At 71.6% G+C, this 20,604-nt stretch carries 19 protein-coding genes; 14 read left to right on the top strand and 5 right to left on the bottom strand.

Features of this window, described 5'->3' with window-relative positions; all coding sequences use genetic code 11:
• Positions 1-7: 7 nt before the first annotated feature.
• Entirely contained in the window at positions 8-748 is a 741-nt protein-coding gene (locus ACYVF7_RS50950) for a hypothetical protein (protein WP_460354171.1), read from the bottom strand.
• Between the two features lie 137 nt (positions 749-885).
• Positions 886-2,091: an exodeoxyribonuclease VII large subunit gene (gene xseA / locus ACYVF7_RS50945; RefSeq protein WP_460354169.1), complete on the bottom strand. Its 1,206-nt coding sequence runs from the start codon at positions 2,089-2,091 to the stop codon at positions 886-888.
• 57 nt (positions 2,092-2,148) lie between these two features.
• Here xseA and ACYVF7_RS50940 point away from each other — a divergent pair, with 57 nt between their 5' ends.
• From ACYVF7_RS50940 to ACYVF7_RS50915, 6 genes are all read left to right on the top strand, one after another.
• A complete protein-coding gene (locus tag ACYVF7_RS50940; RefSeq protein ID WP_460354166.1) occupies positions 2,149-2,460 on the top strand; it encodes a PadR family transcriptional regulator in 312 nt (103 codons plus the stop codon).
• Positions 2,457-3,434 (top strand): hypothetical protein, encoded by a 978-nt coding sequence (locus ACYVF7_RS50935; protein ID WP_460354163.1) that lies wholly within the window; start codon positions 2,457-2,459, stop codon positions 3,432-3,434. Before ACYVF7_RS50940 ends, ACYVF7_RS50935 begins: the two co-directional genes overlap by 4 nt.
• 176 nt (positions 3,435-3,610) lie before the next feature.
• A complete protein-coding gene (locus ACYVF7_RS50930) occupies positions 3,611-4,033 on the top strand; it encodes a MarR family winged helix-turn-helix transcriptional regulator (protein WP_460354160.1) in 423 nt (140 codons plus the stop codon).
• An 18-nt stretch (positions 4,034-4,051) separates the two neighbouring features.
• Positions 4,052-5,281 (top strand): MFS transporter, encoded by a 1,230-nt coding sequence (locus ACYVF7_RS50925; RefSeq protein ID WP_460354158.1) that lies wholly within the window; start codon positions 4,052-4,054, stop codon positions 5,279-5,281.
• A gap of 526 nt (positions 5,282-5,807) precedes the next feature.
• On the top strand, positions 5,808-6,044 hold the full coding sequence (locus ACYVF7_RS50920; protein ID WP_460354156.1) for a hypothetical protein: 237 nt from the start codon (positions 5,808-5,810) through the stop codon (positions 6,042-6,044).
• Between the two features lie 2 nt (positions 6,045-6,046).
• Positions 6,047-6,988: a hypothetical protein gene (locus ACYVF7_RS50915; RefSeq protein ID WP_460354155.1), complete on the top strand. Its 942-nt coding sequence runs from the start codon at positions 6,047-6,049 to the stop codon at positions 6,986-6,988.
• Positions 6,989-7,368: 380 nt separating this feature from the next.
• On the opposite strand, the gene ACYVF7_RS50910 is transcribed toward ACYVF7_RS50915, so the two are convergent.
• The gene (locus tag ACYVF7_RS50910; protein ID WP_460354151.1) at positions 7,369-8,367 is read right to left on the bottom strand and encodes a hypothetical protein; all 999 of its coding nucleotides are present in this window, start codon (positions 8,365-8,367) and stop codon (positions 7,369-7,371) included.
• 161 nt (positions 8,368-8,528) lie between these two features.
• On the opposite strand from ACYVF7_RS50910, the gene ACYVF7_RS50905 reads away from it, so the two are divergent.
• Positions 8,529-9,476: a 4-hydroxy-3-methylbut-2-enyl diphosphate reductase gene (locus ACYVF7_RS50905; RefSeq protein ID WP_460354149.1), complete on the top strand. Its 948-nt coding sequence runs from the start codon at positions 8,529-8,531 to the stop codon at positions 9,474-9,476.
• 7 nt (positions 9,477-9,483) lie between these two features.
• Here the strand turns inward: ACYVF7_RS50905 and ACYVF7_RS50900 are convergent, their stop codons facing one another.
• Both ACYVF7_RS50900 and ACYVF7_RS50895 read right to left on the bottom strand, forming a co-directional pair.
• Positions 9,484-10,116 (bottom strand): DUF6542 domain-containing protein, encoded by a 633-nt coding sequence (locus tag ACYVF7_RS50900; RefSeq protein WP_460354146.1) that lies wholly within the window; start codon positions 10,114-10,116, stop codon positions 9,484-9,486.
• 73 nt (positions 10,117-10,189) lie between these two features.
• Positions 10,190-11,404: a DNA recombination protein RmuC gene (locus ACYVF7_RS50895; RefSeq protein WP_460354143.1), complete on the bottom strand. Its 1,215-nt coding sequence runs from the start codon at positions 11,402-11,404 to the stop codon at positions 10,190-10,192.
• Between the two features lie 209 nt (positions 11,405-11,613).
• On the opposite strand from ACYVF7_RS50895, the gene ychF reads away from it, so the two are divergent.
• The 7 genes from ychF to ACYVF7_RS50860 all read left to right on the top strand — a co-directional run bounded on the left by ychF (position 11,614) and on the right by ACYVF7_RS50860 (position 20,543).
• The gene (ychF, locus tag ACYVF7_RS50890; RefSeq protein ID WP_460354139.1) at positions 11,614-12,693 is read left to right on the top strand and encodes a redox-regulated ATPase YchF; all 1,080 of its coding nucleotides are present in this window, start codon (positions 11,614-11,616) and stop codon (positions 12,691-12,693) included.
• Between the two features lie 188 nt (positions 12,694-12,881).
• Complete coding sequence (locus ACYVF7_RS50885) at positions 12,882-13,895, top strand: conjugal transfer protein (RefSeq protein WP_460354137.1); 1,014 nt, start codon at positions 12,882-12,884, stop codon at positions 13,893-13,895.
• 72 nt (positions 13,896-13,967) lie between these two features.
• Complete coding sequence (locus ACYVF7_RS50880) at positions 13,968-14,240, top strand: hypothetical protein (RefSeq protein WP_433181213.1); 273 nt, start codon at positions 13,968-13,970, stop codon at positions 14,238-14,240.
• Positions 14,241-14,301: 61 nt separating this feature from the next.
• Complete coding sequence (locus tag ACYVF7_RS50875; RefSeq protein ID WP_460354134.1) at positions 14,302-15,285, top strand: conjugal transfer protein; 984 nt, start codon at positions 14,302-14,304, stop codon at positions 15,283-15,285.
• A 1,311-nt stretch (positions 15,286-16,596) separates the two neighbouring features.
• Complete coding sequence (locus tag ACYVF7_RS50870; RefSeq protein WP_460354132.1) at positions 16,597-16,845, top strand: hypothetical protein; 249 nt, start codon at positions 16,597-16,599, stop codon at positions 16,843-16,845.
• Positions 16,846-16,921: 76 nt separating this feature from the next.
• Positions 16,922-17,989 (top strand): MinD/ParA family ATP-binding protein, encoded by a 1,068-nt coding sequence (locus ACYVF7_RS50865; RefSeq protein WP_460354131.1) that lies wholly within the window; start codon positions 16,922-16,924, stop codon positions 17,987-17,989.
• A gap of 16 nt (positions 17,990-18,005) precedes the next feature.
• A complete protein-coding gene (locus tag ACYVF7_RS50860; RefSeq protein ID WP_460354129.1) occupies positions 18,006-20,543 on the top strand; it encodes an ATP-binding protein in 2,538 nt (845 codons plus the stop codon).
• Positions 20,544-20,604 lie beyond the last annotated feature (61 nt).

Raw genomic sequence — 20,604 nt, 5'->3', positions numbered from 1 at the left:
TCTCCCGTCACTTGGACAGGCTCCCGACGAGCAGCAGCATCAGGAACAGGAAGAAGATCACCGGATAGATGTACGCGAGCGGCCGCGCGAACACCGACGGGCCCGGATCCAGGGGTGCCCGGCCGCTGGTCGGCTGCGGGGCCGGCAGGTTCGCGACCTTGCCGTGAGCGATCATGTTGAGCAGCAGGAAGATCGGAGCAAGGACGAACGCGCCGATGCTGCACCAGCCGCCGGCGAGCGTCTTGGCCGTCTGCTTGCGGAACGTCGCCAGACCGCAGTCACGGCAGAACGGCCCGGTCGCCGTCCAGATCGTGTGCATGACTACGGCGCCCACGACACCCCGGAAGGTCACCTGCGCGGCGGGCCCGTTGCCACACACGCGGCAGGTCACGCCGTTGTTGTACGACGCCGCCTGGTAGTCCTGCGGCTCCTGCTGGTAGGCGCCCGGATATCCCTGGGGCTGCCCTTGAAAGCCTTGCTGCTGTCCCTGGTAGCCCTGCTGCGGTCCCGGATATCCCTGGGGCTGTCCCTGGTACGCCTGCGGCTGCCCCTGGTAGGGCTGCTGGTAACCCTGCCCGGCCGGGTACGGCTGCTGGTATCCCGCCGGCTGCCCCTGCGCGGGCGGGTATCCCTGCGGCGCCTGATAGGGCTGCTGGCCCTGGTACGGCTGTTGGTAGCCCTGCTGGCCGTAGGGCTGCTGGCCGTAGGGGCCGGGGGAGGGCTGCTGGTACGGCGGAGGCTGGGTCAACGAAGGTCCTTAAGCGAGGATCTCGGGCCCTTGCCGCTGTCACGATCGGCCCGAAGCGGGAAATACGGGACAAGACCCTATCTTTGCGACCTGTGTGACCTGTGCGCATCCCGTTTCGAAGAGTATGCAACCGTTACTCAGACCGCGTCGACCCGTACCGTGACCCGGCCGTCCTTGAACCGGAGCAGCAGCTCGTCGTCCTTGCTCACGTCCGCCGCCGCGCGTACGACGGACTCGTCGGAGCGCTGCGCGATCGCGTAGCCCCGCTCGAGCGTGGCCGCCGGCGACAGGGCGACGAGCCGCGCGCGGGTGTGGGAGAGGCCGTCCTCCGCCCGGTCCAGCGCCGCGGACAGGCAGCGCCGGGAGCGGTCCCGCAGCGTCGCCACGCCCTCCGACTGACGTTCGATCTCGCGGGCCGGATCGGCGAGCGCGGGCCGGGAGCGCATCCCCGCCAGCCACTGGACCTCCCGTTCGACCCGCCCGGACAGGCATCGGCGCCCCCGGTCGCGCAGCTGCCCGATCAGCGCGAGCTGCTCGCGCACGTCGGGCACGGTCTTCTTGGCCGCGTCCGTCGGGGTCGAGGCGCGCACGTCGGCGACGTAGTCGAGCAGAGGAGTGTCCTGCTCGTGGCCGATCGCGGAGACCACGGGCGTACGGGCGGCCGCCACCGCGCGGACCAGTGCCTCGTCGGAGAACGGCAGGAGATCCTCCAGAGACCCGCCGCCACGGGCGATGATGATCACATCGACGTCGGGGGCGGCGTCCAGGCGGTGCAGCGCGTCGATGATCTCGTTCACCGCGTACGACCCCTGGACGGCGGTGTTCTCGACCGTGAAGCGGACGGCGGGCCAGCGGCGCCGGGAGTTCTCCAGCACGTCGCGCTCGGCGGCGGAGTCGCGGCCGCAGATCAGCCCGATCGTGCCGGGCAGGAAGGGCAGCGGCCGCTTCCGCTCGGCGTTGAACACCCCCTCGGCGGTGAGGAGCTGCTTGAGGCGTTCGAGCCGGGCCAGCAGCTCGCCCACGCCGACCGGCCGGATCTCGGACGCCGAGAGCGCGAACGAACCCCGGTTGATGTAGAAGTCCGGTTTGGCGTGCACGACGACCCGCGCGCCGTCGACGACGGCCGGACCGGCGTTGTCGCACACCGCCCGGGGGCAGACCACCCGCACCGAGACGTTCGCGACCGGGTCGCGCAGTGTGAAGTACACCGTGCCGGCCCGGCGGTTCAGCTCGGTGATCTGCCCCTCGACCCAGATCCGGCCGAGCTTGGCGATCCAGCCGCCGACCAGCTGCAGAACGGTACGGACCGGGGTGGGCGACTCCGGTGAGGTCTCCAACGCCATGGCCGAAGCCTAGCCAATACTTCGCCACTCGATATATGGTTCGGCGTCATGCGGTCGATGAGCGAACCCACGTACTTCATTCTGGCAGCGCTCCTCGACGGTCCCCTGCACGGCTACGCGATCATCAAGCGCGCCGAGGAGCAGTCCGGCGGCCGGGTGCGGCTCGCGGTCGGCACGCTGTACGGCGCGCTCGACCGGCTCGCCGGCACCGGCCTGATCGCCGTGGACCGTGAGGAGACCGTCGGCGGGCGGCCCCGCCGTTACTTCCGGATCACCGAGGACGGCGCCGAGGCCGTCACCGAGGAGGCGAAGCGCATGGCGCGAGCGGCCAGGATCGTGTTCGGACGGCCCGGAACGGCGCTGTCGTGAACGGCCCGGAGCCGCGCGCCGCCGAAGAGCGCCCGAGCAGAGCGGAGCGGTGCTACCGCCGTCTGCTGCGGGCCTACCCGCCCGCCTATCGCGCCGCGCACGGAGAGGAGATCGTCGGAACACTCCTGGAGGTCTCGGCCCGGCACGGGCGGCCGTCCGCCCGCGAGGCCGCCGGCCTGGTGCGCGGCGGCCTGGCGGCCCGCCTCCGCGAACGCACCGCGCACCCAACGCCGTGGTGGGCCGACGGCCTGGCCCTGGGCGCCTTCCTCATCGCCCTGAGCGACCTCACCGCGGACCTCGCGCACCTCGACGGCGGCGTGGGGAACGCCGCGTGGCTGGTGTGTTCGCTGGTCCTGGTCGGGGCACTCCTCCGCGGCCGGTTCCAGGTGGCGCTGACCGTGACGTTGCTCCAGGTGTTCCAGCTGATCTGCCCGCTGATCGGCGCCGCCGGCCTCATGGGCGGCCTCCTGCCACTCTTCGGCCCGGTGAACGGCGGCGCGATGGACCTCATGGGGTACGCACCCATGGCGGTCGCCCTGACCGTCCTCGTGGTGCGCCGTTCACCCAGGCCGCGGAGTCGTTCGTGGTGGTGGGCGGCCGGGGCGGTCGTCCTGCCGGCGGCCTGGCGCGTGCAGGTCCCGTGGGCCGCCCACCGCGAGACGATCTGTACCGCCGACGACATCTGCCGCAGCGTCTGGGTGGTCGATCGGGTCGAACTCTACGGGGACGTCTACCTCGCCCTGATGATCCTCCTGCTGTCCTGCGGGATCTGGGCGACCGCGGTGACCAGGGACCTGCGCTGGCCGCTGGCCGCGGCGCTCTTCCTCCTGGCGAGCGCCGTCCCCAATGTCGCCCTCACGATGACCAGCCCCATCGGCGCGACGCTGATCCCGGTCCTGCTCTGGACCGTCCAGGCCGTGATGGTGGCGGCGATGGTCGTCACGGCCCGCCGAGGCGCCCGCGCCCGGGCCTGAGCCGTCCTCCCGGGCGATGCGTGTCCTGCGGCGGGCCCGGCGGGAGGGCGCCCCGGCGGTTTGCGGCCGGCGGGGTGCCGGAACTTCCGGCGGGGCTTGGGGAATGCCCGCGGCGGGACGGGCGTTCCCTATACTTAGCCAAGCTAACTTAGTCTGGCTAAGTAAGAGAGGATGCGATGGCCGACCCCCGGACGCTGGCCGAACACGTCAACCGGCGGCTCCGTGACCTGGTCCTCATGCTGCGCCGGGCGAGCGCCGGGCAGCCGATCACCACCCAGCAGATGGCCGTCCTCGGCTCGCTGGAGGCCGGACCGCGCCGGATGTCCGAGCTCGCCGCCGAACACGGCGTGAAGCTGCCCACGATGACCCGGCAGATCGGGCGCCTCGCCCGCGACGGACTGATTGCACGGGGCCAGGACGCCGCCGACGCGCGCGTGGTCACCGTCCAGCTGACCCCCGAGGGCCGCGACGGGCTGCTCCAGGCCCGCGAGCGGCGCATCGCGTACCTCGCCGAACGACTACAGGCGCTGAGCGAGGACGAGCGAGCGGCCATCGAGGCCGCCCTGCCCGCCCTGGCCAAGCTCTTCGCCGGCTCCTGAGGAAGGACTCTCGCCGCGATGACCGCACATTCCCCCGAGAACGACCGGACAGGAGGACTACTCCGTCAGCCCCTCTCCGTGTGGGCGACGGCATTCGCCGCCGTGGTGGCGTTCATGGGCATCGGCCTCGTCGATCCCATCCTCCCGGCGATCGCCAAGGGCCTGAAGGCCTCGCCGAGCCAGGTCTCCCTCCTGTTCACCAGCTACTTCCTCATCACCGCGGTGGCCATGCTCGTCACCGGGTTCGTCTCCAGCCGCATCGGCGGGAAGAAGACCCTTCTCATCGGCCTCGCCCTGGTCGTCGTGTTCGCGGCACTGTCCGGGACGTCCGGCTCGGTCGGCGAACTCGTCGGCTTCCGGGCCGGCTGGGGTCTCGGCAACGCGATGTTCGTCGCCACCGCGCTCGCGGTCATCGTCGGAGCCGCCAGCGGCGGCGCCGAGTCGGCGATCATCCTGTACGAGGCCGCGCTCGGGCTCGGCATCTCCACCGGCCCTCTGCTCGGCGCCGTCCTCGGCGGCTGGCACTGGAGGTACCCGTTCTTCGGCACCGCCGCGCTGATGGCGATCGGCTTCGTCCTGATCGCGACGCTGCTCCGGCAGACCGGCACGCCCGTACGGAAGACCCGCCTGTCCGACCCGATCCGGGCCCTCGGCCACGGCGGCCTGTCGACCACGGCGTTCACCGCGCTGTTCTACAACTACGCCTTCTTCACCGTCCTGGCCTACACGCCGTTCGTCCTGCACATGGACGCGCACGGCATCGGCCTGGTCTTCTTCGGCTGGGGCCTGCTCCTCGCACTCTGCTCGGTCTTCGTGGCGCCGGTGCTCCAGCGCAGGCTGGGATCGGTCCGGGTGCTGTACCTGGCGCTCACCGTGCTGCTGCTCCTGCAGGTCGCGATCGCCCGGTCCGGACACGACGGGATCATCGCCTTCGTGATCCTCACGGGGATCCCGATCGGCATCAGCAACACGGTGTTCACCGAGGCGGCCATGGAGGTCTCCGACGCGCCGCGGCCGGTGGCGTCGGCCGGCTACAACTTCGTCCGGTGGCTCGGCGGCGCCATCGCGCCGTACGCCGCGAGCAGGCTCGGCGAGGAGATCGATCCCGCCCTGCCGTACTACACCGGAGCCCTGTGCTGCCTCGTCGGGATGGCGGTGCTGTACACGAGGCGACACCACCTGCGGACCCTGGACCGGGTCGACGTCGACCACGCGTTCCAGGACGCCCGCGCGCTCGCGCGGCACTGACCCCCGGCCGGATCCGGGTAGCGCTCCCGGAGCCGTACGCGGCTGAGCGGATGGAGAGGCGGGCGAGCCGTCCGCGCGGATCTTTGCGGCGAAGGGCCGGAGTGTCCCCCGGCCCTTCGCGTGGGCACTCCGACCCGCTTCCACCCGGGTCGGCGCCGCTGGTTCCCGATGCCCGCCCATAGCACGAGTCGAAGCGAGGGGAACTAACCGGACGCCATAGTGACGTCGATGTATTACACCGCAGTCTCTCCGCGCTTCACGACTGTCGGAAACACTTGTGCACGTTCGTGAACGTCATTCATCAGTTTTCAACACCGTGCGTCAATCTGAAACCGGCACATTATGCGCAGGTGACTCACAAGGGTATGTGCTGGGACAGTTTACGTGGCGACAAACGTGATCATGCGGCATGATGACCGTGAAGATGTTCCCCGGAGATCTTCCACTTCCACGTCCGCTCTTCGGGAACCTTTAACGAAGCACCGCCCATAGCACGGCGAATAAGTCACGGGAACGGAGTATCTCTATGGGATACAAGCCCTCTGTCGGCCTGCCCGGCAAGGTTCCAGGACATCATGATCCGCATCGGGACACCGTCCCGCTCGCCGCCCTCACTATGATCGTCGTCGTGTTCCTCGCCCTCGTCGGCCAGGGATGCTCCCCCCGAGAGGCCGTGACCGTCACCATCGCCCTGGGCATGGGCGCGGCCGAGACGGCCAGACGGCTAGTGAAACACCGGGACCACAGGTCCGGGCGGCGGTAGGCATGTCCGGCCGGCCACCCGCCGAGGACACATCGATCGACAGCCTCGACGGCGACGAGATCCGCGTCCAGGCCATGAAACTGAGCGAGGAGATGGCCCCGTGGCGGGCGAAACTCAGCCTCATCCTGAACGCCGCGGTTCAGTACGAGTTGGATCGCGTGGCGGGAAACGACGGCATTGAGGTCATCGCCTCGGTCGCCTCCATGACCCCGGCGTCGCTTTCCAAGCTGTTAGCGGGCGACTATCGGCCGACGCTCAAAACCTGGACGCAGATCGAGCGAATCCTCATGGTGTGCCAACCCAGCCGAGGAGTAGAGCGGCTCACGGCCGCGAAGCGCTATTTCGAGCGAATCACCGAGCTGAGCGAGAAAAGAGATCGGCTCCTGAATCGCCGTGTCGAACTGGCTCGCCGCTCGAACGGCGGAGAGATCGGCAAGGGGGCCGCGACCGGTCCACGCAGACTCGTGCCCGGCCCGGAGCCGTCGACCGTCGCGAGCCAGACCACGGCCGTCGACCCGGCCGAAGGTAAGCAGGCGGCCGTCAAGGACGAGACGGTGGAGGAGGCCTCCGAGACGGAGCCTCCCTACCCGCCGCCGGCGATCCCGGATCTTCTCGGCCACGAGCAGCGACCCGATCCGCTCCTCGCCAAGACGCCCGCCAAGTTCGTCGCCGCGATGCGCGCCTACCACGTGTGGGCGGGCAGCCCGAGCTACCGGGAGATGGAGCGCCGATGCGCCAAGCAGATCTCCTACTCCACGTTCCGGAACATGCTGAACAGCGACGCGCTGCCCAAACTGCCCGCACTGGAGATCTTCGTGAAGGTGCTGGGCGGCTCAGCCGAGGATCTGCAGGCATGGGCCACCGCATGGCGGCAGATCACCATGGGCGACTTCAAGATGATCGGCCGCGAACGCAAGCGGCCGAGGCCGGAGAACGGAACGTGATCGAGGCCGGGCACCCGCGACAGGCCGCGGCCGGCTCCGCATGACGGCCGGCCTCGCCTGACGAGCCGCCAGGAATGACGGCCCGCCCGGCACGACGGCCCGCCGGGCACGACGGCTCGCTTGGCAGCGACGGCCGGGTCGGCGCGACGGCCTGGTCGGCACGGCCGGGTTGGCACGACAGCTCGCTCGGCACGGCGGCCAGGCTGCGCACACGCCGCCCTCCCCGAGTGCGCCGAACGCGCCCTCGGGGAGGCGCCGGTGATCAAGAGCTCGACCGTGAGGGTGACCCGGCGTACGGTCCGCTTACGGGTTCGCCATGCGGGCCATCGGCTCTGCGCCACCGTCGGTGAGGGCGGCCGCCTCGGCCGCCGGGGTGCGGGTCAGCCCTGGCTTCGCAGCTTGGCGATGCGGTTCTCGTACATGCGCAGGAACTCGGCACGGGCGGCGTGCGACCGCTCGTAGTCGCGCAGTTCGTTGACCTGACGCGCGTTGAGGTTGCGCAGCCGGGCCCGTACGGACGCGATCGAGGCGCCGTCGTAGTCGGGGATCGACAGCGCCTTGCCGGAGGCCGGCGCGGTCGTGCCCGTGCTCCGGGCGGCCTCCGCCTTCGGTGCCGGCGTCTCCTTCGCCGGTGCGGCCTTGGCGTCGGTGGCGGGCTTGGCCGGAGCGGCGGGCGTGCTCTTGGCCGGGGAGGCCTTCTCCTTGGCCGGAGCCGCGGGCGCGGCCTTCGCCTTCGCAGGAGCGGCCGCGGTCTTGCCCTTCGTGGCCGGCGTCGTGCTCTTTCCGGCCGGCGCCGTGGTCTTCCCGGACGTCGCGGCCTTGGCGGCGGGCGCGGCCTTGGCGGGCTTCGCTTCGGCCGGCTTCGCCTCGGTCGCCTTGGCCTCGGCCGCCTTCGTCTCGGCCGTCTTGGCCCGGCGTGTGGCCGTGCCGGACCGCGAGGACGGCTTGGCGGCGTCCTTCGCCGGGGACGCGGCCGGCGTGGCCTTCGCCGGAGCGGACTCGGCCCGCGAGGCGGTCGACGGCTTCGTACGGCCCGCCGCCGGGCGCGTACGCGCGGTCCCGCTCGGCTTGCCCACGGCGATCTCGGAGCTCGCCGCGGACGGCGCGGGGCCTTCCTCGGTGTCCGCCTGCTCGTCGGGACCGGTTCGGCCGGTGACCTTGCCCACGATCCGGCCGGTGATGTCCTCCGCGTCGCCGCGGAGCCGGCCGAGCACGGGCCCGAGGCCCGCCTCACGGGCCTCCTTGTAATCCTTGCGGACACGGTCGGTGAGCAGCAGCGCCTGACCGACGCCCATCACGGCCAGCCGGGCGGCGTGGATGGGGAGCTCGCTGACGGTCTCCCGGACTTGCTCCTTCAGTCGGCGCGGCGATGGTGTCATCGTTGTTTCAGCTCCCTCCAGCCCCGCAGGACGCGGACTGGCCGGTATGACGATTCTGTTATCCACCACTCTGCCCTACGGTGCAGTGGCGTTCACGCGCCGTGGCCGGGTTTTTCTTCGCCCGAAACCGGCGCACTCCGATCACACCTACCATGGAACACATGACTCGTCGGGTTCTTCTGGCCAAGCCGCGTGGCTACTGCGCGGGCGTCGATCGTGCGGTGCAGACGGTGGAGCTGGCGCTCGAGCGCTACGGCGCGCCCATCTACGTCCGTAAGCAGATCGTGCACAACGTCCATGTGGTGAAGACCCTCGAAGAACGCGGCGCCGTCTTCGTCGAGGAGACCGAGGAGGTGCCGGAGGGCGCCATCGTCGTCTTCTCCGCGCACGGGGTCGCCCCGGTCGTCCACGACGAGGCGGCCGGTCTCAACCTCCGTACGATCGACGCGACCTGCCCGCTGGTCACGAAGGTCCACAAGGAGGCCAGGCGGTTCGCCACCGACGACTACGACATCCTCCTGATCGGGCACGAGGGGCACGAGGAGGTCATCGGCACCAGCGGCGAGGCTCCCGAGCACATCCAGCTGGTCGACGGCCCCGACGACGTCGTGAACGTCCAGGTACGCGACCCGGAGAAGGTCGTGTGGCTCTCCCAGACCACGCTGTCGGTCGACGAGACGAACGCCACGGTCGAGGCCCTCCGCGCGCGCTTCCCGAAGCTCCTCGACCCGCCGTCCGACGACATCTGCTACGCCACGCAGAACCGCCAGGTCGCGGTCAAGGAGATCGCGGCCGAGTCGCAGCTGGTCATCGTGGTCGGCTCGCAGAACTCCTCGAACTCCAAGCGTCTCGTCGAGGTGGCCAAGGACCACGGCGCCGACGCCGCCTACCTCGTCGACTACGCCGAGCAGATCGACCCGGCGTGGCTCGAGGGGGTCGACACCATCGGGCTGACCAGCGGCGCGTCGGTGCCGGAGGAGCTGATCGAGGGCGTGCTGACCCGCCTCGCGGAGTTCGGGTTCGACAGCGTCGAAGAGGTCGAGTCCGTCCGTGAGCGGATGGTCTTCGCCCTGCCCCACGAGCTCCGCCGCGACCTGCGCTCGGCGTAGGGGAGTCTCACTCGCCCGCGGGCTCCTCCGCGGGCGGGGCCTTCGCGGCGGGCAGCCGGCCAGGGCTCTCGTCCCACCGGACCGGGTCGTCGTCCTCATCCTTCTTCCGGCCGCGCAGCGAGGTGCGGCCGCGGAACGGGTTGTCGGCCGCGACCCGGGCGCTCAGATCCCGCAGGTTCGCCGGAAGCCCCCGCGGAACGGCGATCAGCACGACGAGCACCGCGCCGACGAAGAGCCACGGCACGCTCGAGGTCAGCTTCGCCGCCACGGCCACCACGGTGCTCATCAGGAACGACTTCTCCCCGACCGACCCGATGAGCGCCGACACCAGCGTCACCAGGAAGAACAGCAGCGGCGGGCTCACCACGAGCGTCAGCAGGTCCGTACGGCGGGTCGCCAGCACCGCCAGCAGGCACCCGACGACGAAGAGGAGGCCCTGCGCCGACGGCAGCCCGAACATTCCGCCGATCACCGCGCCGAGCAGCGTGCACGCGAGCACCACGGTGGCGCCGCCCCGGCCGGTCAGCGTGACGGCCGAGCGGGCCCGTGAGCGCTCCGCCGGGGTCGCGGCCGGAGGCCGCGTCGTCTCACGTCGCCGAGCGGAGACCGTCTCAGGATCTCCGCGCGTGTCCGTTGCCACCAGCCCGCCTCAGGGTCGACAGTGCCTCCCTCCACGGTAACCCGTTCAGTACGCCGCGTCTCGCGACACGACGTCAGGGCAGCAGGCGGATCTGACGGTGTTCCTCGGCGTCGTCGGCTAGCTCCGCGGCGGACGGGGAGCGGGCCGGTTCGTCCACGGAGGCGGGCGGGTCGAGGTCGGCGTCGGTCACGCCCAGCTCGTTGAGCCGGCGCGCGGTGACCAGGACCCGGCTCTCCAGCGACCCGATCGTCCGGTTGTACGCGACGACGGCGTTCGTCAGGGACTTGCCGAGCTGGTCGACGTGGCGGCCCAGCGTCCCGAGCCGCTCGTACAGCTCCCGGCCGAGGTCGAACACCGCGCGGGCGTTCTCCGACAGCGCCTGCTGCTGCCAGGCGTAGTGGGCCGTGCGGAGCAGGCTGACCAGCGTCGTCGGCGTGGCGATGTGCACGCGGCGGCGCATCGCGTACTCCAGCAGCGCGGGGTCCCGGTCCAGCGCGGGCGCCAGGAACGCCTCGCCCGGCACGAACAGCACCACGAACTCCGGGGCCGGGCTGAACGCCTGCCAGTACGACTTGGCCCCCAGGCGGTCCACGTGCTCGCGCAGGTGCCGCGCGTGCGCGTCCAGCCGCGCCTCCCACGCCGCCGGGTCGTCCGCCCCGGCGGCGTCCAGGTACGCGGCCAGGGACACCTTCGAGTCGACGACGATGTTCTTGCCGCCGGCCAGCCGTACGACCATGTCGGGCCGGAGGCCGTTCCCGGCGGTGGCCTGCTCGTCGAAGTCGCAGTGCCGGGTCATCCCGGAGATCTCCACCACCCGGCGCAGCTGAAGCTCCCCCCACCGGCCGCGCGCCTCCGGCCGCTGCAGGGCCCGTACGAGCGTCTGCGTCTCCCGGCGGAGCTGGTCGGAGCTCTGCCGTACGAACTCGACCTGCTTGGCCAGCATGGCGTGCGACTCACGCCGCCCGGTCTCGACCTCGCGCAGTTGCGCCTCGACCTTGTTCAGGGTGTCCCTGAGCGGGGCGATGCGCTTGTCCAGCTCACCGGCGGCCTCGGCGTTGGCGGTCGCCAGGCGGGTCCCGGCGAGTTCGAGGAAGCGCTGGTTGCTCGCGTCGAGGGCCTCCGCCGACAACGCCTGGAACCGCTCGGTCAGCCGCTCCTCGACGTAGGCGAGCTTCTCCTCGGCGGCCTTCGCCCGCGCGGTGATCACCGCGGTCCGGCTCCGCGCCCACGCGACGCCGAGCGCCGTACCTACGACCAGACCGATCACCAGCCCGAGGAGAACGTCCATGCCCGCATCGTGACAAAGCAACACGCGAATGTCGGCTCGACGCGCGGACGAGGCCCCACCCACCGGCGGTCCCGGGCTCCCTCCGCCGGCCGTCCGCCCGGTCCGCGCCGGTGGCCCTGTCCCGGCCCGTGACGGTCCGCGCAGGCCCGTGGACCTCGCGCCGTCCGGGCCGTACGGCCAGTCTCCGAGGGCCCGTAGACTCTGCGTCCGTGAGCCTGTCCATCGGAATCGTCGGGCTGCCCAACGTGGGCAAGTCGACCCTGTTCAACGCGTTGACCAAGAACACCGCACTCGCGGCGAACTACCCGTTCGCGACGATCGAGCCGAACGTCGGTGTCGTGGCCGTGCCCGACCCGCGTCTCGACGAGCTGGCCACGCTGTACGACTCGGCCAAGATCGTCCACGCGACCATGCAGTTCGTCGACATCGCGGGCATCGTGAAAGGCGCGTCCGAGGGGCAGGGGCTCGGCAACCAGTTCCTCGCCAACATCCGGGAGACCGACGCGATCTGCCAGGTCATCCGGGTGTTCGACGACCCGGACGTCACCCACGTCGACGGCGACGTCGCCCCGCTGCGCGACATCGAGACCATCAACACCGAGCTGATCCTCGCCGACCTCCAGACCCTCGAGAAGGCCCTGCCGCGCCTGGAGAAGGAGGCGCGGACGACCAAGGACCGCGACAAGCTCGCCGTCATCGACGCGGCCCGTGCGGCGCAGAAGACCCTCAACGACGGCACCACGATCTACGCCTCCGGCCTCGACCCCGTGCCACTGCGCGAGCTGCACCTGCTGACCGCCAAGCCGTTCCTCTATGTCTTCAACGTGGACGAGGACGAGCTCGGGGACGAGGCGCTGCGCGCACGGCTGCAGGAGCTCGTCGCCCCGGCCGAGGCCATCTTCCTCGACGCCAAGATCGAGTCGGAGCTCATCGAGCTGCCCGACGAGGAGGCTCTGGAGCTCCTGCGGTCCACCGGGCAGGAGGAGCCGGGTCTGCTGCAGCTCGTCCGCGTCGGCTTCGACACGCTCGGGCTGCAGACGTTCCTCACCGCCGGGCCCAAGGAGGCCCGCGCCTGGACCATCCGCAAGGGCTCCACCGCTCCGGAGGCCGCCGGGGTGATCCACACGGACTTCCAGAAGGGCTTCATCAAGGCCGAGATCGTGTCGTACGAGGACCTGGTGGCCGAGAGGACCGTCGCCGCCGCCCGCGCGGCCGGAAAGGCCAGGATGGAGGGGAAAGAGTACGTCATGCAGGACGGTGACGTGGTCGAGTTCCGCTTCAACGTGTAGCAGGGGAGACGAACCTCGCTGTCCGGTAATGCTCCATCGGCTACCGAGTTGTCCACAACCGCGCGGCGGGACTGTGCATCCTCGCTCGGCACTGGAACAATTGACCGCCGTGGTTAAGGTGGTAAACCGAACTCGACCAGACGGATAAGACGGCGCGCCGATCCGGGGGGTAAGGCGCGAGCGGAGGCATGATGGCTCGCAGGTCGTCCGGCGTTGTAGACGCCGGCGCGTCCGGTTTCCCGCCGGGCGGTTACCCGCCCGCCGACCCTTGGGATGCTCCGGACGACAAGGGTCGCCGCGGCAAGCGCCGTGGCGGCTCCGGTGGTGACGGCGGCGACCGTCGCGGCTGGGGTGGTTCCGGCGGACGCTGGTTCATCTACGTCGGCCGGGCCATCCTCTGGGCGTTCCTCATCGTCGTGCTGGTCAACGGCATCCGGGCGCCGTTCGAGCGGTTCACCTCGGAGCGGTCCAACACCCCGGCGACCGGTGACGCCGCCAAGCCGCGGTTTCCGGAGGCGGCGGCGTCCGCGTACGCCCTGTCATTCGCCCAGGTCTATCTGAATTACGACCCGGCGTCGGCGTCGACCCGGCAGCAACAGCTCGCGCAGTTCATCGCCGGTGGGATCGATCCGCAGCTCGGCTGGGACGGCACCGGTAAATCGGTGTTGCAATCCGCGTACGTCGCATCGGTGCGCGCGAGTGACGATCAGCACGGCGTCGTCACCCTTCTCACGCGGGTCAACGGACGGTTCTTCCAGCTCGCCGTCCCCGTCTATGCCAAGGACGGGGCGATGGCGATAACGGGGCGTCCCGCCACGCTCCCGCCCCCTCCCACGGCGTCGGTCCCCCAAGTGGCCCAGGAGCGTGACTCCGCACTGGAGACCGAGCTTCAGCAACCGCTGACGGACTTCTTCAAGGCCTACGCGATCAGCGACGCCGGTTCGCTTCAGCGCTACTCCGATCCTCCCGTGACCGGACTGGGCAACGCCGTCGCCTTCGGCCAGATGAAGGACATCGTCGCCCCACGCGGCGACGTCGCGTCCCGGACGGTGACCGCGACCGTCGTCTGGCAGATTCCCGCTGGTCAGCAGAAGACGGCCGGCGGAACACTCGAGCAGACGTACCAGCTCGCAATAGTGAAGAAGGGCGGATATTGGTTCGTCAGGGACATCCAAGGTTCTACGCTTCCGGCCGGATCATGACATCCCGGCCGCCCGTCCCGAACGCTACGATTCACTCCCCGACCAAGGAAGGCCAGCCCGATGATCCAACACATGTTGGCGATGCTGCCTCAACATGTCGGCGCGGCGCCTAACAACGGTCTGGACACCGACAATCTCGCGAAATGGCTGCGGGATATCTTCGGGCCGCTGTTCCTGGTCGTCGTCTCCATTGTCGCGATCTTCTTCCTCTTCACGCGAGAGATAACGCGATTCGTGCAATTCATTCTGTTGGCGATCGGCATCGGAGTCATCTTCTACGTCCCCAATATCATCGAGACGACGGCCAAAGCGATTGCGACGGCGCTTGGAATCAAAACATCCTGAACACGACCGGTGTCATGCCGGTCTAGTCATGGCTGGTCTCAATTAGGGGAGTGGGGCCCGGGTGGATCTGCCTACGTACACCAATATCTGGCGCATCGAGAAGCGGCTTTACAAGCTCTACGACCTGCGGCTGCCGATGCCGTTGCCGCTGGTGCAGATCGGTGTGTTCGTCGGCGTCTTCCTACCCTGGATCGTCCTGCTCCAGGTGGCCGGCCTGCCGTTCCACGCGCCGTGGCACGTCGTCTATCTCGTGCCCCCCGGCGTCCTGACCTGGCTGGCCACTCGTCCCGTCATCGAAGGCAAACGCCTCACCGAGCTGCTCATCTCCCAGGTGCGCTACCTCACCGAGGCCCGCACCTGGGCCCGGCTGACGCCCATCCACGAGCCGGGCGAGGTCGCCGTCGTCGGCCGCGTGTGGCGGCGCGGCCACGTGTCCGGCGGACGGGTGCACGCCGCGCATCCCGTGGCCGAACCGGTCGAGCGCGCACCCGCGCTGGGGGCCATGGCGACGCCGGCGGTGCCCGCTCCGCCCATGCCCGAGCGCGCCGGCGCCGGAAACACGACGCACGGCGCGTCCCGCCGTCCCGCCGCCGCCCAGCGCCCGCCCGCTCCGAGCCTGCAGCCGACGCCCCACGACGGCACCGCGGTCGCACCGCCCGCCGGCGGCGCCGGCTCACCCCGCCGCGCGTCGAGCCGACGCGGCCGCAGCCGGTGCGCTCCGAGCCCGCCGCCCGGCCCACGCCGATCCGGCCGCCCCGTCCTCAGCCCACGACACCCCAACCGGTCCGCGGCCTGTCGGCACCCGGCACTCCTGCCCCTCCCACGACGCCGGGCACTCCCGCGACGCCGGGCACTCCCGCGCGGCCCGGCGCACCGGCGAGGCCCGGGCTCCCGGCCGCGCCGGCCGCCCACACCACAGGTCCGGCGTCCGCCGAGCCGGAGAGCGCGGACAGGCGCGCGACCGAGCACGGACGTCCCGCGGAGAGCCGTCCCGAGACCGCTCCCCAGGGGCCGGGGCGAGAGCCCGACGCGCCACGCCGCGTGACGCGGCACCGCAGCGCCTCCCACGAGCCGGAGGCGTCGGCGGCCACCACCCGGCCGACGCCGACCCTGCCGCCGTCGGCCCCCACAGGACGGTCCTCGGACACGCCCACCGCCAAGCCCGCCGATCCGGCCGCCCCCGCGCGCCCTGACGCACCGGCACGCCTCGACGCACTGGCACATCCCGACGCGCCTGCTCGCCCTGACACGCCTGCTACTCCGAACCCGCCGGTTCGCCCCGACGCGCCTGCCACCCCGAGCGCGCCCGCTCGCGCCGACACGGCGGCGACGCCGGCCGAGCCCCCCGGCGTCGGCCGGCACGCCGCTCCGTCGGGGCCACCGGCGCATCCCGGCGCCTCGCCCACGACCGCCCCAGGCGGTGCGGGGACGCCGCCACGTCCCACCGGCGCCACGCCCGCGCGGCCCCCGGCGGCCGGTCGTTCCGACCGGCCGGCCGAGACCGGCGAGCCCGGACGGCCGGCCCGGCTGGGTCAGCAGGCCGTGCCGGGTCAGCCCGCCGTGCCGGGTCAGCCAGCCGTGCCGGGGCAGGCCGACCAGGGCGGGCTGCCGGCACAGGTGATCCCGCTGCCGCACGGGCGGCACGCCAAGCCCGCCGACGACCCCGCCGCCCATGGCTCCGCCGAGTCGCCGACCGGGACCGACGCACCGGCGTGGCCCGGCGGCGAACGGCCGGCCGAGCCGGCGGCGGACCACGGCGCGGCGGCCCTGAGCGACGAAGAGCAGTCCATCGCCGAGGCCCGTACCGACCAGATCGTCTGGCCGACGCCGTCCCGGCGCAACCGCGCCCCGCGACCCGACGCGGGCACCGCCGCTCCACCGCTGGCGGACGCGGACGCCGCTCCACCGCGCGTGGGCGGTGCTCCGTCTCAGCCGGAGAGGCGCGCCTCTCAACCACGGCCCGACGCGGGCACTGCTCCACCTCGGCCCGAGAACGGCGCCCCTCAACCGCGGACAGACGTGGGCGCCGCGCAACCGCGGACAGACGTGGGCGCCGCGCAACCGCGGACAGACGTGGGTGCCCCTCGACCGCAGGCGGACGCGGGCACCGCTCAGCCCCAGGTGGACGCGGGCGCCGCTTCGGCTCAGTCGGAGAAGGAGACCGTCCGACCTCAGCCGGAGAAGGACACCGCCCGACCTCGGGCGGACACGGGCGCCGCCCCACCGCACGACGCCTCTCCCGGCCGGCCGGGCGGCCCGCGGCGGCCCCTCGAAGCCGGTCGCACGGGGAAGAGACGACTCCTCCCCGCGAGGCGCGGCCACCGGCCGCCCGCGAGACGTCCACCCCGGCGCCAGGGTGGACACCGCCCGCGCCCGGAGTGCTTCCGTCCCGCCCGGCGACACCGCCGGCGCCTCCGCGGGCTCCGGCGGCCGGGTCGGCGTCGCCGCCCGCCGCGTCGCCGCGGCCGGCCTCGCCGCAGGCGCCCGGCCAGCCGCCTCGTACGCAGCCGGCCAGGCCGGCGCAGGTTCCCGCGGCACGGCCCGCCCGTCCCGCGACGCCGCCACGACAGGGCGCGGACCAGCAGGCCTCGCCGGCCCGGCCTGATGCCGCCGCGGCATCACCGGAGTCGCCTCCCCGCGCCGTTCGCTCCGGCCCCGCCTCACCGGTGCGTCCCGGGCCGATGCCCCAGACCGGTCACGAGGACGAGGGACGCGACGACGGCCGCGGCCGCCGGCGGATCTTCTCGGGCGGCGGCAGCGGCGACGGCGACTACGAGCAGCGCGTACGGACCGCGTTCGCGGGCGCGCGTCGGGTCGTCGTGCTCGGCTGCACCGGCGGAGCGGGGCAGACGGTCACCGCTCTCATGCTCGGTCACACCTTCGCCCAGCACCGCGGCGACCGGATCGTGGCGGTCGACGTCAACCCCGGCCCGGGCGCCATGGCCCGTCGCACCAAGACGGAGACCCGGGAGACGCTCACCTCGCTGATCACCCATGCCGAGCAGGTCACCGGCTACCAGATGATGCGCCGCTACACCTCCATCTCCAAGTCGGGGCTGGAGGTCGTCGCGGCCGGCAAGAACCCGGTCCAGGCCCTCGATGACCGCGACTACGCCCTCGCGATGCGGACGCTCGACCGGTTCTACTCGATCACGCTGCTCGACGCCGCGGCCGCCGTGGTCGCCCGCGTGCTGCCGTACGCCGACCAGGTGGTGCTGGTCGCTCCGGCCAGTTCCGACGCGCCGCGGGCGGTGGCCATGACCTTCGAGTGGCTCGACGGCCACGGATACGAGGACCTGCGCTCCCGGGCCGTCACCGTGATCAACGGAGTGAGCCGCCGCAGCATGGACGACGTGGAGCAGGCCGAGGCGGTTGCTCGCGGGCGATGCCGCGCGCTCGTGCGCATCCCCTGGGACGACCACCTCAGCCTCGACCGCGCCCCGCGCAACGAGCTGCGGTCCCTGCGCGCGCCCACCCGGAAGGCGTACATCGCGCTCGGCGGCGTCGTCGCCGGCGGCCTCGTCCAGACGCCGGGCCGCTACCCACAGCAGGAGGTCTCCCGATCAGCCGGCAGCGTCCTGCGGACGTTCACCCGGTACGGGGGGACGCGCCGCCTAGGGGGTGTCCGACGGAGATCCACCGGACACGCCCTAGCGGCGTGCCGCGAAGCGGCCTGGAGAAGGCGGCCCGCAGGCGACGGGCCGGAGACGCGAGACGACCAGGCCGTGCACGATCAGCATGTTCAGTGAGGACGGGGAGTTACCGATGAGCAGGGCATCCAAGGCCCGCAGCCGGCTGGCCGTGCGGTATTTCGACGACCGGATCCTCCTCACCGACAACGCCGCCTGGGCGTACTTCCGGCTGCCCACGGTCTCGTACGAGTTCACGACGAACGAAGAGCGTGAGGCGCTCGCCACCAACATCACCATCGCGATGGCAGGCATCCGCATGCAGGACGCCGAGATCCACCTGCGGATCGCGCACCGCACCTACCCGGCGGCGGAATGGGCGCTGGCCCTCGACGAGACCTCCGACGGCGGCTCCGGGTGGCGCGAGTACCTCGAGGAGATGTACGCCCACGTCTGGTCCAAGGACTTCTGGACCAAGGAGGTCTACCTCGGCGTACGCCTCGGCCAGCGGGGGGTCGGCGCCCAGCTGTCCGGAGGGGCGTTCAAGCAGCTCTTCGGGCTCTACAAGCGCAGCGAGGAGGCCCTCGGGCTGCACGACGACGCGATCCCGGAGAAGGAGATCGCGCGCTGGACCGAACAGGCCGAGCGGCTCGGCCGCTCCCTCGGCGGCAGCGCCCTCTACGCCCGGCACGCCTCGTCCACCGAGATCGCCTGGCTGTTCCAGCACGCGGCGACCGGCGCCCTGACCGACCCGCCGCCTTCGGCCACCCCCCGCCGCACCTGGGGCGCCGGCGAGATCGAGAGCCTCGTCGAGGGCACGATCGTCAACGGCCGCTCGAACCTCCGCATGGAACAGCCGAGCGGATCGTCCCACGTCGCGTACCTGTCCTTCGCGCGCTTCCCCGACCTGATGCCGTTCCCGGACGGCGAGCCCTGGATGCACTTCGCCGACGCGCTGCCCTTCCCGGTCGAGGTGTCGGCACGGATGAAGCTCGTCCCGCCCGCGAAGGCGTCCAAGGACGTCTCCCGCAAGCTCGCCCACGCCCGCGACATGGACCAGCACATCCGGGAGGCCGGAGCCGAGGCCCCCATCGCGCTGGCGGAACAGATCGACGCCGCGCGCATGCTCGAGCACGGCATCACCAAGGAGCGCCTGCCGTTCGTGTACGGCTGGCACCGGCTCATCGTCTCCGCGCCGACCGAGGAGCTCCTGCAGCAGCGCGTCGACGCGGTCGTCGAGCACTACCGCGACCTCGGCATCGACATCGTCTGCTCGACCGGCGACCAGTTCTCGCTGTTCTGCGAGTCGCTGCCCGGCGATCGGATCCGCGTCAACGCCTACGCCCAGCGGCAGCCGCTCCGGACGATCGCGGGCGGCATGCCCACCGCAACGGTCGACCTGGGGGACCGGCGAGACGACACCTCCTCCGGCTGGGTCGGGCCGTACATCGGCGAGACCCTCGGCCGCGCCCGCTCCATCGTGCACTTCGACCCCCTCGTCGCCGCCGCCCGCAACCGCCCCACCGCCGTCGCCATCACCGGCGAGCCCGGCGGTGGAAAGACCACGCTCGCGCTCCTGCTGCTGTACCAGATGGCACTGCGCGGCGTGACGATCGCGGCGATCGACCCGAAGGGCGACGCAGAGTCCCTCGTCGAGCTCCTGCGCCGGCGCGGCCGCCGCGCCCGCACCCTGCCGCTGGGCTCGGCCGCTCCCGGCCTGCTCGACCCGTTCAGCTTCGGCGACGACCTCGCAGCCAAGAAGACCATGGCGACCGAGACGCTCCGGCTGCTCCTCCCGCGCATGTCCGAAGAGCGCGAGTCCGCCATGATCCAGGCGGTCGGCGCGGTCGCCAACCAGCCACAGCCGTCACTCGGCAAGGTCGTCGACTACCTCGACGCCTCAGAGGACCCCGCGTCGAAGAACCTGGGCGCCGTCCTGCGATCCATGTCGGAGATGCGCCTCGCCCGGCTCTGCTTCGACCCGTCCGGCGGCGACCGGATCGACACGGCCGGCTGGACGACCGTCTTCACCCTCGGCGGCCTCACCCTGCCGGACGTCGCGATCAACCGCGAGGACTACTCCTACGAGCAGCGCCTCTCGGTCGCCCTGATGTACCTCGTGTCGCAGTTCGCCCGCCGCCTGATGCACGGCCTGGACCGCCACCTCCCGAAGACCATCTTCCTCGACGAGGCGTGGGCGATCACCCAGACACCCGAGGGCGCCAAGCTCATCCCCGAGGTCTCCCGGATGGGCCGCTCCCGCAACACCGCCCTCATCCTCGTCTCGCAGAACGCCGGCGACCTGCTGAACGAACAGGTGACCAACTGCCTCTCGTCCGTCTACTCGTTCCGCTCCACCGAGCGCAACGAGGTCGGCAACGTCATGGCCCTCCTCGGCGTCGAGAACTCCGACGAGCACCGCGCCGTACTCCGCAACCTCGGCAACGGCGAGTGCATCTTCCGGGACCTCGACGGCCGTGCCGGCCGCATCGGCGTGGACCTCATCTCCGAGGAACTGCTCCGCTGGCTCGACACCAACCCGACACGCTCCAAGCCCGGTGAAACCGGTGCGCAGGAGCCGTCCGACGCGCATAGTGGGAACCAGCGACCAACCCGTCCCTCCACCGCCCCCCGCGACCCCGCCACAGAGGTCACCCAGGAGGTCCCCCGATGAGGGTGCCAGGCATCCGCCGCCGACGCCCAGCGGCAACCGCCCGACCACCCGGGAAGCGCCG

This window comes from Actinoallomurus acanthiterrae (genome assembly GCF_054775715.1).
The sequence above is the reverse complement of the archived record's forward strand: the minus strand, read 5'-3'. Positions and strand labels throughout refer to the sequence as shown.

Bases quoted from the DNA above. Each gene is read 5' to 3' on its own strand.
- ACYVF7_RS50910 (WP_460354151.1), bottom strand. From the start codon at position 8,367: ATGACACCATCGCCGCGCCGACTGAAGGAGCAAGTCCGGGAGACCGTC.
- ACYVF7_RS50880 (WP_433181213.1), top strand. From the start codon at position 13,968: ATGTTGGCGATGCTGCCTCAACATGTCGGCGCGGCGCCTAACAACGGT.
- ACYVF7_RS50895 (WP_460354143.1), bottom strand. From the start codon at position 11,404: ATGGACGTTCTCCTCGGGCTGGTGATCGGTCTGGTCGTAGGTACGGCG.
- ACYVF7_RS50915 (WP_460354155.1), top strand. From the start codon at position 6,047: ATGTCCGGCCGGCCACCCGCCGAGGACACATCGATCGACAGCCTCGAC.
- ACYVF7_RS50885 (WP_460354137.1), top strand. From the start codon at position 12,882: ATGATGGCTCGCAGGTCGTCCGGCGTTGTAGACGCCGGCGCGTCCGGT.
- ACYVF7_RS50930 (WP_460354160.1), top strand. From the start codon at position 3,611: ATGGCCGACCCCCGGACGCTGGCCGAACACGTCAACCGGCGGCTCCGT.
- ACYVF7_RS50905 (WP_460354149.1), top strand. From the start codon at position 8,529: ATGACTCGTCGGGTTCTTCTGGCCAAGCCGCGTGGCTACTGCGCGGGC.
- ACYVF7_RS50860 (WP_460354129.1), top strand. From the start codon at position 18,006: ATGAGCAGGGCATCCAAGGCCCGCAGCCGGCTGGCCGTGCGGTATTTC.
- ACYVF7_RS50925 (WP_460354158.1), top strand. From the start codon at position 4,052: ATGACCGCACATTCCCCCGAGAACGACCGGACAGGAGGACTACTCCGT.
- ACYVF7_RS50940 (WP_460354166.1), top strand. From the start codon at position 2,149: ATGAGCGAACCCACGTACTTCATTCTGGCAGCGCTCCTCGACGGTCCC.
- ACYVF7_RS50920 (WP_460354156.1), top strand. From the start codon at position 5,808: ATGGGATACAAGCCCTCTGTCGGCCTGCCCGGCAAGGTTCCAGGACAT.
- ACYVF7_RS50865 (WP_460354131.1), top strand. From the start codon at position 16,922: ATGCCCCAGACCGGTCACGAGGACGAGGGACGCGACGACGGCCGCGGC.
- xseA (WP_460354169.1), bottom strand. From the start codon at position 2,091: ATGGCGTTGGAGACCTCACCGGAGTCGCCCACCCCGGTCCGTACCGTT.